Annotated in this window: 12 protein-coding genes and 1 pseudogene; 6 read left to right on the forward strand and 7 right to left on the reverse strand. The window is 38.7% G+C overall.

The window, feature by feature from the left end; genetic code table 11:
- Positions 1–8: 8 nt before the first annotated feature.
- The 4 genes from VSAL_RS09510 to VSAL_RS22830 all read right to left on the reverse strand — a co-directional run bounded on the left by VSAL_RS09510 (position 9) and on the right by VSAL_RS22830 (position 4,719).
- Entirely contained in the window at positions 9–1,373 is a 1,365-nt protein-coding gene (locus tag VSAL_RS09510; RefSeq protein ID WP_012550389.1) for an SMODS domain-containing nucleotidyltransferase, read from the reverse strand.
- Between the two features lie 3 nt (positions 1,374–1,376).
- Positions 1,377–2,420 carry an SAVED domain-containing protein gene (locus VSAL_RS09515; protein ID WP_129546051.1) on the reverse strand — a complete coding sequence of 348 codons (1,044 nt, stop codon included), beginning with the start codon at positions 2,418–2,420 and terminating at the stop codon, positions 1,377–1,379.
- 549 nt (positions 2,421–2,969) lie between these two features.
- Entirely contained in the window at positions 2,970–4,541 is a 1,572-nt protein-coding gene (locus tag VSAL_RS09520; protein WP_012550392.1) for a cryptochrome/photolyase family protein, read from the reverse strand.
- A gap of 37 nt (positions 4,542–4,578) precedes the next feature.
- Entirely contained in the window at positions 4,579–4,719 is a 141-nt protein-coding gene (locus VSAL_RS22830) for a DUF2256 domain-containing protein (protein ID WP_083190336.1), read from the reverse strand.
- A gap of 401 nt (positions 4,720–5,120) precedes the next feature.
- Between VSAL_RS22830 and VSAL_RS09525 the strand changes: the two genes are divergently transcribed.
- The 5 genes and pseudogenes from VSAL_RS09525 (at position 5,121) to VSAL_RS09545 (ending at position 9,345) form a co-directional block, all read left to right on the forward strand.
- Positions 5,121–5,798, forward strand: coding sequence for a glutathione S-transferase family protein (locus tag VSAL_RS09525; RefSeq protein WP_012550393.1), 678 nt, complete (start codon positions 5,121–5,123; stop codon positions 5,796–5,798).
- Positions 5,799–5,917: 119 nt separating this feature from the next.
- Positions 5,918–7,045 (forward strand): zinc-binding dehydrogenase, encoded by a 1,128-nt coding sequence (locus VSAL_RS09530; RefSeq protein WP_012550394.1) that lies wholly within the window; start codon positions 5,918–5,920, stop codon positions 7,043–7,045.
- A gap of 83 nt (positions 7,046–7,128) precedes the next feature.
- A complete protein-coding gene (gene tnpA, locus VSAL_RS09535; protein WP_012548925.1) occupies positions 7,129–7,443 on the forward strand; it encodes an IS66 family insertion sequence element accessory protein TnpA in 315 nt (104 codons plus the stop codon).
- Complete coding sequence (tnpB, locus tag VSAL_RS09540; RefSeq protein WP_012548924.1) at positions 7,440–7,787, forward strand: IS66 family insertion sequence element accessory protein TnpB; 348 nt, start codon at positions 7,440–7,442, stop codon at positions 7,785–7,787. Before tnpA ends, tnpB begins: the two co-directional genes overlap by 4 nt.
- A gap of 71 nt (positions 7,788–7,858) precedes the next feature.
- Positions 7,859–9,345: pseudogene (locus VSAL_RS09545) on the forward strand (IS66-like element ISVsa2 family transposase).
- Here VSAL_RS09545 and VSAL_RS23400 read toward each other — a convergent pair.
- Both VSAL_RS23400 and VSAL_RS09550 read right to left on the reverse strand, forming a co-directional pair.
- Positions 9,258–9,731: a hypothetical protein gene (locus VSAL_RS23400; RefSeq protein ID WP_129546052.1), complete on the reverse strand. Its 474-nt coding sequence runs from the start codon at positions 9,729–9,731 to the stop codon at positions 9,258–9,260. The pseudogene VSAL_RS09545 and the gene VSAL_RS23400 overlap by 88 nt on opposite strands.
- A gap of 174 nt (positions 9,732–9,905) precedes the next feature.
- Positions 9,906–11,276, reverse strand: a complete 1,371-nt coding sequence (locus VSAL_RS09550) for an L-cystine transporter (RefSeq protein WP_012550395.1) — start codon at positions 11,274–11,276, stop codon at positions 9,906–9,908.
- 256 nt (positions 11,277–11,532) lie between these two features.
- Between VSAL_RS09550 and VSAL_RS09555 the strand changes: the two genes are divergently transcribed.
- Positions 11,533–12,174 carry a thiopurine S-methyltransferase gene (locus VSAL_RS09555; protein ID WP_012550396.1) on the forward strand — a complete coding sequence of 214 codons (642 nt, stop codon included), beginning with the start codon at positions 11,533–11,535 and terminating at the stop codon, positions 12,172–12,174.
- A gap of 149 nt (positions 12,175–12,323) precedes the next feature.
- On the opposite strand, the gene VSAL_RS09560 is transcribed toward VSAL_RS09555, so the two are convergent.
- On the reverse strand, positions 12,324–13,070 hold the full coding sequence (locus VSAL_RS09560; RefSeq protein ID WP_044583279.1) for a phosphocholine cytidylyltransferase family protein: 747 nt from the start codon (positions 13,068–13,070) through the stop codon (positions 12,324–12,326).
- Positions 13,071–13,096 lie beyond the last annotated feature (26 nt).

Raw genomic sequence — 13,096 nt, forward strand, 5'->3', positions numbered from 1 at the left:
TGAATAAATTAACTGATAGAGATTATAATTTTCTCTGAGCGAGCAAGAAGTACGTTCTCATGTACTACAAAAGCCTCCACAAAATGGTCTCCTTTATAAGAGGTGCTTTCTTCTCGAACTCGTTCACCAAGTTCAAAATTGCCCCTTAGTTGGTTATTGGCTGCTGCTTCTGCTCCGGTATTAGTGACCTGCCAATAAATTTCGTGCAAATCGTCAACATTACTCATTATCTCAAAGCGCAAATTATGCTGTTTAGGTATTAGTGAGCCGAATCTAAGTTTATTAACAAAGTGTTGTGAAAAATTTTGTTTGTATTTTACGTCAACATCTAATGTAACCTCAGAACCGTTCGACTTCCAAGGGTGAGGTCGATAATGCGAAGGTATCGAAACAAATCGTTCGTCAAGAACTTCAAGTGATAAAGAATCGGCTTTACTAGCTTGGGTAGTTTTAACAGAGAAAAATTGATTGCCAAATACTTTACGCCACTTTTCTATTGAGGCATCTTTGTCAGTTTCATCATAAGCATCATTGACCCAATCGGCATACTTTGAAACAAACTTTTTGAAATTTTGGAACTTAGTTTCGTCCCAGTGCCGCGTAAAGTACTCGCCACTTTGAACTGGGTTCTCAATTTCTGGCATAGAAGAGTATGTCTTCAGGTCATGGTTTAGCCGATTTATTAAAGTCTTAAATGAAGTGGGTAAGTCTTTGAAGTCGTTGGAAACTAAATCGTAAGAATCAATCACTTGACTACCTAAGAGAGTGGTCAGAAGTATAGATTTACAAGAAAAAGTACATTTGATATCTCGCAAATACTTAAATAAACGTATCGATTTTATAAGATTGTTATTACGTGTAGTCTTGTTTTTGTCAGCAATCCAAGCTTTATAGGCATCAGGGTCCGTAGCTTCATATTTGTTCGTTGAGCGATTACAAATAGAATAGGTATACGAATTACCAAGCCACCCCATAGACTCTTCTACTGTGCAGGGAACCAAATCTATATGCATATCATCAGCGTAGTCTAGACTAATACATCGAGTGTTATAGTGAACCTTATTTTTATAGGTGGGATGATCTTTGAAAGCTTGATATATGTTATTAATATAGTCTTTGGGCTCCCATTCATCGTGTCTGTCAACAAAGACGACTACGTCTGCGTCAAATTCGCGGCCAGCGACAGGCTTAATGATTGTACGATGACCATAAGAGCCTTGAGGTGATGATGATTGATAAATACCGCCAAATTGTTCTGAATCTTTAATTACCTTAATAACTGTTGGAACCGCAGTTTCAAGTTTGGAAAGTCTTGTCTGATTGAGGTTGACTACATCAGTCAACAAGTGATGAAACGCTTTAATATGCTTCATGGGTTATCGCTCTTCAAATTGCACAGGTAACTCGCTAGTAGGATCTAGTACTAGACACCAAGGATAATTTTGAGAATTTCGTTCAAAGTGGTGAATTTTTTTTACGTATTGAAAATGGTTTTGGTCGAACTCAGCTCCAAGTCTCATGATGAAAGATGCCTGTCCCGTAACAGTTAAATGAATTTCTTTGAGGTTAGGAAAAGAGGAAATTGTTGTATTGATATAATTTCTGATACTTGAAACAATTGCGACTTGTGCAACTTCAGAAAACAAGTTGCCTACATTCTTGTTTTCGAGCTCTAATTTTGAAACCGCATCTAAGTCAACGTCATTCATAAAATTAACGTCGTCATTATCAAAAGATATCTCTATAGATAATCCCCACTTGATTACATCGCTTGCAACTTGACCATCTTTTAAAGTCAGAGTGATTTCATCTTTTAAGCGAACACCACGATCTCTAGCGTCACGCGTATCTATCCATCTGCTTTTTTGAGGGCGACTATTATCTCTGTTCCAACAATAATAATTTACGAGTCTACGGTTTCCAACTAGGAAACCTAAGGTAAAACAGTGCGGGACATGAGCTAACGAACCTAAAGCTAAAGGTTTCATTGGTTCATGTCTGTTCATAGTAAAAAGCTTACCTACCTTGAAATTATTCAAACGCTCACATGTAGCAGCAAGCCAATTAGTACGCGATTCTTGAAATTTTTGTTCTATGTAAAGGTCATCATGTAAACCGGCTTGATCTATTGTTGTTTCAAATTGATCGCATAATTTCGGTGCGTGGCTGTTCGTCAATGTGCGAAAGTCAATACTTTTGGCTCTTTTTGAGCTAGACGCTTCGCCTTTGACGCGTTCATAAATCTCAATAAAGCAACCCACGGCAAACATCAGAATTCCCAAAATATAACCAAGATTCGATAGCACACTCGCAATCGAAGAGCTTTGAGGGTCAATAACAACATTAAAGTCCCCATAAACAACGTTGACGACAAAAGAAACTCCGATTGTTAGGAATACTAGGCGTAACGAAGACATCATTAAATAGCGCCCAGAAGACAGGCGCCTTTGGCATATTACGTACAAAAAATCTAAAAGTTGATGATACAAGGGAGACTCCTACAAATTGAATTTATAAACTTACTAATTGTAAGTCTATAGATAATATATCTTTTGAATAAGTGAACATATAATTATCTGCTCACTTAATCTATTGATAAATAAATCAATTTATAGGGCGTATAGGATTGCTATGCTCTATGACTACGTCGAATTTACCCCGTGATACAACACGAGGATTTACAACAAACAGCATTGGAAGAATTGGTAACTTTTGATAGGGGAAAAGACCATAAACAGGATGTGAATGAGTAAAAGGTCTATCCAACAATGGGACAAAAATAAACTCATCAACGTGACCTGTATACGCAGTTAAGCTATCTAGCACTTATTCATCACATACTACCTGTCAGGAGATTTGAATTAGCTACATTATAGCAAAATCAGCTAAACGGTTGTTAAAGCGAATATGCTTAAACAAACTTCGAGACAAAAACAAGTCACATTACTCAAAGTTTTATTCAAAAAAGCCTACAGCCCCTCAATATCCAATAACAACAGTTTCGCTTTATCTAAAATAGCTTGTTGTTGCTCTGCTGATTTTTTCTTCCAATTCGCATAGACCATTCTGGTACGTGGATTATTAGTAAACTGCTCAATGTGTGTATGCATAAAGTGCCAATACAGCGCATTTAATGGGCACGCTGTCTCTTCACTCACCTGCTTTACGTTATAGTGACAATCGGGGCAATAGTCGCTCATTTTATTCACGTAGTTTCCACTGGCTGCGTAAGCCTTAGAAGCAACAATGCCACCATCTGCAAATTGGCTCATTCCACGCGTATTTGGCATTTCTACCCATTCAATCGCATCAATATAAATGCCTAAATACCACTCATCTACTTCGTCAGGCTTAATGCCCGTTAATAAACAAAAATTACCGGTAATCATTAACCGTTGAATATGGTGTGCATAGGCAAAATCAAGTGATTGTTTAATCGCATGGTGCATACAATTCATTTTTGTATTACCCGTCCAAAACCAACTTGGCAATGACAATGAAGCGTTGAGTTTATTCAAACTCTGATAGGTTGGCATATTTCGCCAGTAGATCCCACGTACAAACTCCCTCCACCCTAATATCTGACGCACAAAGCCTTCTATCTGTGCAATATTAATATCATCAGGTCGTTGGTTAAACTCCATAATGGCGGCATCTATTACTTGCTTAGGGCTGAGTATTTTTGCGTTTAATGCGAAGGATAAACGGCTGTGAAACAAACTCCATTGCTTTTGAGTGAGCATATCATCAAGCTTGCACGTCATCGCATCTTGAAACTGACCAAACAATGGCAAGCAATAACGACAGAAAAACACCAACAATTCACTCGCTTTCTGCCGATTCACTGGCCACAATAATTGCTTATCTGCTTGGCCTATCGTCTCAATATTATGACGATCTAAACGCTCAATAATATCAGAGACATCGTTAGCAAATAATAAGGGCGTTGGCACGCTATCAAATTCAGTACGCTTTAATTTATTTTGATTTGCATTGTCAAAGTTCCACTTCCCTGCAACGGGCTCCCCCTCTTCCATCAGTATATTAAAGCGCTTTCTCATCTTACGGTAAAAGGGTTCCATGCGATGATGATGGTTCGGCTTAAACTCTTTTTCAATTTGCGCTTCAGAGAGAAAGAAGTGCTCGCTTTCATAAACTTGAGAAGATATCGATAGCGACAAGCAATATTTATCGAACATGTTACGTAAACGATATTCATCAGGGAGTTGGTATTCAAAGTGAGTAATTTGATGCTCAGTAATAAGATAATTTAATAGATCGTCTATTTTTTCAAATCGCTCAGTATCATCTAAGGTTAACTGTATTACCCGATGCCCCGCGCTTTCTAACGCTGTTGCAAATTGCGCCATTGCAGCAAAAAAAGCGCACACCTTTTGAACATGGTGTTTTACGTAGACAGCCTCTTGATGCATTTCAGCAATGACGTAGAGTGTTTGTGGATCGGTTTGGCTAAACCAAGAGTGACTGGCATTTAATTGGTCACCTAAAATGAGTCGCAAACGGTAAGGGGTGGCGTTCATAATCATCCTCTATCTTAAATCTTCGTTTGTAGATTTATTATTCACGTTGATGCCGTAAAGACTGACAACGTTTGGAGCAATATTTAACCATAGGCCAATCTCGCTCCCATTTCTTTCGCCAACTGAATGGCCTATGACAAACGACGCATATCTTTTCTGGTAACTGTGATTTTTTCATCGTTTCCTACTCACCAAACCTATCGTAACAACAACGTTTCACTCTTCTTCGACTTCACTACAGAGAGTTGAAATCGTGTACTTTGTGGCTACCCATACTCATCAATATAATTACGTAAAAAGAATCGTTATGGTTCACAAAACAACCAGAAAAACACCTATTTTATCCGCTGATGATAGTTGGTTTAGTCAGTTTTAACGCTCATTTCAACACCGTTTCCTTTACATGCATCATCAATATTCATCTAAAAAACGGCATTATTCATTTCTCTACTACGATTTATTGTTGCTTTAAAAGCAATAGTGATTCACGTTTTACCTTATATATAACCGGATTAAAACAAGTAATAATACGTTTAACTTACACATTGCACCCTTCACGTTAATGATGGAAAACTGATTATGATTATTTTGCACGGTTTTGCCGCTAGTAACTATTACAACCTAGTGAAACATGTACTTCTATACAAGCAACTGCCATTCCAAGAAAATCTCATTTACGGTGGTAGTGATGAGCTATTAACAATCAGTCCTGCGGGAAAAGTACCTGCTATAACAACGCAAGAAGGCCTTCATCTTTCAGAGTCGAGTGTTATTTGTGATTTTATAGAAGAGACATTCCCTGCGACTCCGCTATACCCTGAAAATGCAGGCGAACGTGCAGTTATTCGTCAAATAATGAACATAGCAGAGCTTTATTTGGAATTACCAAGCAGACGATTTATACCCTATGTATTGTCAGGTACTGACGTTCCAGAACCCGTTAAAGCCGAAGTACGCCAAGTATTAACACGTGGAGTCACAGCCTTAAGTAGTTTGTGTCAATTCACGCCTTGGATTGCAGGTGAAGAATTAACGATGGCTGATATCTACGTTTATTATATCAACATCATTGTAAGCACTTTTGGTTCTAGCCAACTTGACTGGGACATACTTGCAGAAGTACCAGGAATGAAAGCATGGAACGATTCTATGAGCCAGTCGATCATTGCTCAAAACGTAGAAGTCGATCGCCAGGCAAACATCCCTGAATTTACCCAAAAAATAAAAGCTCAAATTCAAGCAGCAAAGACTAAATAATACGTAGTGACAAAAACAACCAATACGAAATGTCTACTTGAATTCAGCTACGAACACACTATGGTCAATGCAGCCACCTTATTGACTCAACAAATTTACTTCTTTGCCGGAGAAACCTCATGACAAATACAAATATCCAACTTATTTCAACAATTAGCGAAGACAATAAGCTCACGCTTTCCCTACAAGACATCGACATGCCACAACCTAATGCCGATGAAGTCGTTATTCGCATTGAAGCTGCCCCATTAAACCCATCTGATTTAGGCGTTTTATTCAGTGCCGCTGATATGACTACCGCAGAGCAATCAGGCACAACTCAACATCCTGTGATTACCGCTGATGTTCCTGCTCAGTTTATGCCATCGCTTGCAAAGCGTGTGGGTAAAGCAATTCCTGTTGGGAATGAAGGCGCAGGAACCGTTATAGCCGCGGGATCATCACCTGCAGCACAAGCGTTAATGGGTAAAACCGTTGCGGTAATTGGCGGCGGAACTTACCGTCAATTTATCTGTGCTAATGTGCAAAGCTGCTTAGAATTAAAAGAAGGCACGACAGCGAAAGAAGGCGCATCGTCTTTTGTTAACCCACTTACTGCATTAGCTATGGTAGAAACAATGCGTGCCGAAGGCCATAAAGCCATTATTCATGCCGCCGCGGCGTCTAATCTTGGTCAAATGTTAAACCGTATTTGTATTGCCGATAACGTCGATTTAATTAACATTGTACGTAAAGAAGAACAAGAAACACTATTACAAGATATGGGCGCAAAATACATTGTTAACTCAAGCAGTGAAACTTTCCTTGCTGATTTAACGGCTGCGATTATTGAAACGGGTGCAACGATTGCGTTTGATCCCATTGGTGGCGGTCAATTAACCAGTGATATTCTTAACTGCATGGAAGTTGCTGCGGCTCGTGATATGAAAGAACACAGCGTTTATGGTTCTGACACTTTCAAACAAGTGTATATTTATGGCGCATTAAACCGTGGCCCTATTACTTTACATCGTAATTTTGGTTTTGCTTGGGGTGTCAATGGATTCTTACTATTCAATGCCTTAGGTAAATTAGGGACGACAACAGCAATAGCAATGCGTAAACGTGTTGCAGATGAAATCACCACCACATTTGCTAGTAACTACACACATGAAGTGTCATTAGCTGAAGTATTACAATTACAATCATTGGCCGCTTATTCTAAACAAGCGACAGGTGAAAAGTACTTAATTACGCCTCAGAAATAGACGTAAGCGTGCGGGGAACTACACCTAACAAATAAAATTCATTATGCGTATCTTACGATCTTTCATTTAACGAGAACGTAATTATGCAAAAAGATAAAAAGAGAACACCAGAGCAATGGCACGCTCTATTTGAATCTCAGCAATCTAGCAAGCTTAGTGCCGCTGAATTTTGTCGTAACCATAATATTCTGCCAAAGACATTTAGTGCACGTAAAGCACGATGGAAACAAAAGATTAACGCTTCTACTTTCTTGAAAGTAGAAGCGTTAACATCAACTATCATCGCCACTCCACAATTACCAGATATTCAACTTTCTATCGGAAAATTGCGATTAACATTGCCAGCTAATACTGAACCTCACTGGATAGGACTCTTATTAAAAGGGTATCAATCATGAATGTATTTACTGATGTTTCCACCATTTATCTTCATCGTGATTTTGTCGATTTTCGCAAGGCCATTAATGGCCTTGTCGTGATTGTTGAGCAAGAAATGCAACTATCACCGTTTAGTGATGCTCTATTTATATTTTGCAATAAGCCTCGTGATAAACTCAAAATATTGTATTGGGATAAAACAGGATTCGCTTTATGGTACAAGCGATTAGATGAAGACCGCTTCAAATGGCCACGAAATATAAATAACGATACGTTAGCATTATCAGAGCAGCAACTGACACTGCTATTACAAGGTTTTGATATCTTAGGACATCAACCGGTACATTATCAAACAACCCTTTAAATAGTTGATTCTCAGTCAAGAATAGGAGGCAACCGATTGATTACCTGTATTATCGTTATATAGTCATCTACATGACTGATAAAATAAAACCACTTCCTGATACCATTGACGAGCTGAAAGCACTTGTGCTTCAGCTTGAAAATAAATATAACCGTCTTCTAGAGCAATTTCGGCTGGCTCAACATCAGCGCTTTGGTAAAAGCAGTGAATCTGACTCGACTCAATTTGATTTATTCAATGAAACAGAAGAAGAAATCATCATTGAAAATGATGACACACAAACGATTACCTACACTCGTCAAAAGCCAAAACGCCAACGCTTACCTGAAGACTTACCGCGTACTGTTATTATCCACGACATAAAAGATAAAACTTGTAAGTGTTGCGGTCTAGAGATGCATGCGATGGGTAAAGACATCAGTGAAAAGTTGGAATTTGTACCAGCTAAAGTGGAAGTTATTCAACATGTTCGTCCTAAATATGCTTGCCGAAATTGTGAAAAAAACAATACTTCAGTAGACATTAAACAAGCCCCAATGCCAGCGTCACCAATCCCTAAAGGGATTGCGACCGCAAGTTTACTTGCTCAAATTATTACGGCTAAATTTCAATACAGTCTTCCACTTTATCGTCAAGAAACGTTATTTCAGCAATGGGGTATCATTATTGGACGGCGAACGATGGCGGATTGGTTAATAAAATGCTCGGTACTATTTACCCCTCTTAATAACGAGTTACATCGTATTTTGCTTGAACAACCCACTCTGCATTGTGATGAAACAACGGTAAATGTGTTGGATGTTGAAAAAGCAAAATGTTATATGTGGGTCTACTGCTCTGGCTATGATTCTCCAGGCTCTGGTGTTTTGCCTGGAATTGTACTTTATGATTATCAATCTAGCAGGCATGGCTACCATCCAGTTAACTTTTTAAAAGGTATAACGGGTATTTACATACCGATGGTTACCAAGGTTATGAACAAACTGAAGCGATGTTAGTTGGCTGTTGGGCACACGCACGTCGACGATTTATTGAGGCTCAACGTGTTCAAGTAAAAGGGAAAACAGGGAGTGCAGATTGGGTATTGAGTAAAATCCAAAAGCTATACCGGATCGAATCGTTATTAAAAGAGGCTTCCCCTGAAGCCAAGTATGTTGCTAGGCAGACAGAAGCCCGCGATTTACTTAAAGAGCTCCGTGATTGGCTTGATAGCGCAGTTAGTCGAGTATCACCTAAAACAAAATTAGGTGAGGCGATTAGCTATACATTAAATCAATGGGATAAATTAGTTCGTTATATTGATGATGGATTGTTATCTATTGATAACAATCGAGCAGAGCGAGCGGTTAAACCGTTTGTTATCGGCCGGAAAAACTGGTTATTTTCGGGTTCAACGGCTGGTGCAGATTCAAGTGCAATGCTTTACAGCATTGTAGAAACAGCAAAGGCAAACGGATTAATCCCTTACGATTATATTAGGTATTGTCTAGATCGTTTATGTGTTGGATCGCCAGATATCGATTCACTTTTACCTTGGAATGTAAAAGACAAGGTGTAGTTCCCCGCACGCTTACAATATTGTTTTAGCTGATGGTGTTGTTTTCTCGTGACTGTATTTTTATGTAGACTTAATGAATCTAGATTGATATTTGCTTGTTTGATGCGTTCTTCAATGGCGTTTTGAACACGCTCTAATGTATCGATTTTATTTGCTTGTAGCCCTTCATTCATAAGCTTTACTTGTTGCAGGACATTCTTTGTTAGTTGGGCGTTAGTGAGTGCGAGGGGGAAAGTGTGAGTGCTTAATTCTGTAAATTGCTCACCAACCCGGTCGATACCTCTACTGCTAATTAAAGAAAGAAAAATTAAACAAAGTACGATGCCGGTAAGAAGTGCGGTAAACGCTTGGATCAGAGAAATAGAACGTCGTTGTTTAAATATCATCTATAACCTACGCAAATAATAATGAGTGACTAAGTGGTAGATGCTAAATGGATCAAATGACAACGGTGTTACATCCATATGTCACTTTTATGTCATGAAAGGTTATTGTTTTTTAAGCAAAAAAAATAGGAAGCCCGCAGGTTTCCTATTGAAAATGAATGGGGCTATTTAGAATTACACTTGTGCGCTTTCTACTTGTTCATCGGTACTTTTTTCACCAAGTACTCGGCTTGTGATGGTTCCGGCTGTCATCGCGCCACTGACGTTAAGTGCAGTACGAGCCATATCAATAAGAGGCTCAATCGAAATAAGTAGTGCGGCGATGGTTACAGGTAAGCCCATAGCAGGAAGAACGATTAATGCCGCAAATGTTGCACCGCCACCGACACCTGCAATACCAAATGAACTGACAGTAATAATCGCAACCAGAGAAAGAATAAAGTGAGCGTCAATTGGAATCCCCATTGTTGGTGCAACCATTACCGCTAGCATTGCAGGGTAGATACCTGCACACCCATTTTGGCCAATCGTTGCACCAAACGTAGCTGATAAATTTGCAATCGCAGGCGGGACGCGCAGCTTAGTAATTTGAGCTTGTACATTCAATGGAATCGTTGCCGCTGAGCTGCGAGAGCTGAATGCAAATGTTAATACAGGCCAAATTTTCTTGAAGTAATCAATTGGGTTTACGCCAACAAAAGAAACTAATAAACCGTGTACTGCAAACATCAATAAGATCGCGACATAAGATGCCACGATAAAACCAAGTAAGTTTAAAATATCTGCAGCGTTTGATGTTGCGACGACTTTAGTTAATAACGCTAAAATACCGTAAGGTGTTAGTGCCATGATCATTTTAACTAAACGCATGACTATTGACTGTGCAACTTCAACAAACGTATTGATTGGTCCGGCGAGTTCTTCTTTTTCTTGGCTGACTTTACGCGCAGCAATACCCGCTAAAATTGCAAAAATGACGACGGCAATAATAGAGGTTGAGCGAGTGCCAGTTAAATCGGCAAAAGGATTGGTGGGAATAAAACTAACTAACATTTGAGGGATGGTTAAATCACTGACGCTGCTCATGCGAGATTCTAATACGGCAACGCGAGCGGTTTCACGAACGCCTTCTGTTAAGCCTGCTGCTGTTAAACCAAAGGCTTGAGTTACCCCGATACCGATAAGGGCAGAAATCATAGTGGTAAATAGAAGTACGCCAATCGTGACGCCACTGATCTTACCTAAAGAGCCTGATTTATCCAGTTTCACTACCGCAGAAAACATAGAGACTAATACTAATGGCATGATAACCATTTTTAGTAAGCCAACATAACCGCTGCCAACAACATTTACCCAATCAAGCGTGGTCTTAATGATGGCACTGCCTTCACCATGAATAAGTTGAAGTGCTAACCCATAAACGCTACCCGCAATTAAGCCAATAAGCACAAGGCGAGATAAGGTGTATTCTTTACGCTGTTGCGTATTAAGAAAAAAGATAAGACCGATAAAGACGATCAAATTGATGATAACGGCTAATGACATACTGCTTTTCCTGTTTATTTATGTGCTCGTTATTTTGTCGATTTGACACAAGCTCTTTATATTTAAAATCATAGTAACGATAAGCTACTCAGTATGATAATTAGAAAAAGTTAGTCTATATAACCAAATGGAATATAAATCATTTATTAGGTTATATTTAAGTCAATAAGCTCCCTGAAATAGAGAATCTATAGAACAGAAGGAGGGGATGAGTTACCCTTTCTAAATAATAAAAAGTTATCAAAAAGGAAAACAAATGGATCAAGAATTTTGGCAAAAAAAATGGGCGAGTAACGTCATTGGTTTTCATTTACCAGATACCAATCCCGTCTTGTCGGAGTTTTGGAAAGCCTTAAACCCCACTCGTGAACAAACAGTGTTTGTACCATTATGTGGCAAATCAATGGATCTAGATTGGCTTGCAGAGAGACACAATTCAGTTTCTGGGGTTGAGTTAAGCCAAATTGCAGTACGTGCATTTTTTGCAGAGCGTTTATACACACCGACGGTGACGACATTAAGTAGTACGCTTGAGCTGTATGATTTTGACGAATTTACTATTTTTGCTGGCGATTATTTTACTGCACCCATTGAGGCGACCGATCTAATTTATGATCGTGCAGCCTTAGTGGCGTTGCCTAAAGAGATGCGATCTGAATACGTGCAAGTATTACGTTCTCGTTTAAAAGAGGGAGGGCGTATCTTGTTAGTGACATTAGATTATGACCAAAATGAAATGTCAGGGCCTCCTTTCTCAGTACCAGAGGATGAAGTACGTTCGTTGTTTTCAGGTATGAGCATCACAAAATTACAACGTGATGAAGCAGATGCTGATCATCCTAGAATTAAAAAAGGATTAACTCGCTTTGCAGAAGAAGTGTGGTTGATTAAGAGTTAGAAAACGAAAAATTTTTGAACAATAAAAAAGCCGTCAGATGATTAATTTGACGGCTTTTTTATTGAGTACCATGAGTGCATTTCAATATTTATGAGTGCATTTCAATATTTATGAGTTAATTGAGAATGCATTTATAGTTTTATTATTAGTTACTTTCGATAAATCGTAGCCGCTTCACTAAAGTCTTCTAACGTATCAATCTCAATCCATTTCAAACCCGTAATATCTAATCCGTAAAAAGGAACGTGTTTTTCAATAAGACGATCGTAAGCTTCTTCATAATATTCTTGATGATTTTTTTCGTCTTCCATCATGAGTTTTAATTCAGAAAAAAGCGTAATAGCTGTTGAGCTAGAAATTTTCTCAATACCAATAGATTCGCCAATGGCTTCTACCGGGTTTACTGATTTGTTTGCTTTTAGTACACGGTTATCATCGGTTAGTATGACCTTAACTTCTTCGGCGTCTAACTGAATGTTTTTGTCAAAGCAGAGGCAATTTTCATGATTGTTTTTGATAAGGTTACGCAGAATATCGTTGTCAAAAACCACATCGGCATCAAACTTAATAAAACCTGAATTTCCGACGTATTTTTCAGTCAGCATTAATGAATAGCCAGTATTCGTGCTTTCATAGTTTTCATTAACAATGTAAGTCACATTTAAATCAGGGAAAGTATCGTTAACAAACGCTTTTATCTGATCTTGTAAATAGCCTAATACAATGATTACTTCAGAAATGCCACAATGTAGTATGTTTGTGATCATCATTTCTAAAATAGGTTTACCTTCAATCTTTAAAAGGCTTTTAGGGCAATTATCCGTTAGCGGTCTGATTCTTGACCCGACGCCTGCGGCTAGAATGATGGCTTTCATTGGTGAGTTATTTTTATTCATTGGTGAGTTTGCTCTATAGAAGTGGG

Source organism: Aliivibrio salmonicida LFI1238, from assembly GCF_000196495.1.
GTDB lineage: Bacteria > Pseudomonadota > Gammaproteobacteria > Enterobacterales > Vibrionaceae > Aliivibrio > Aliivibrio salmonicida.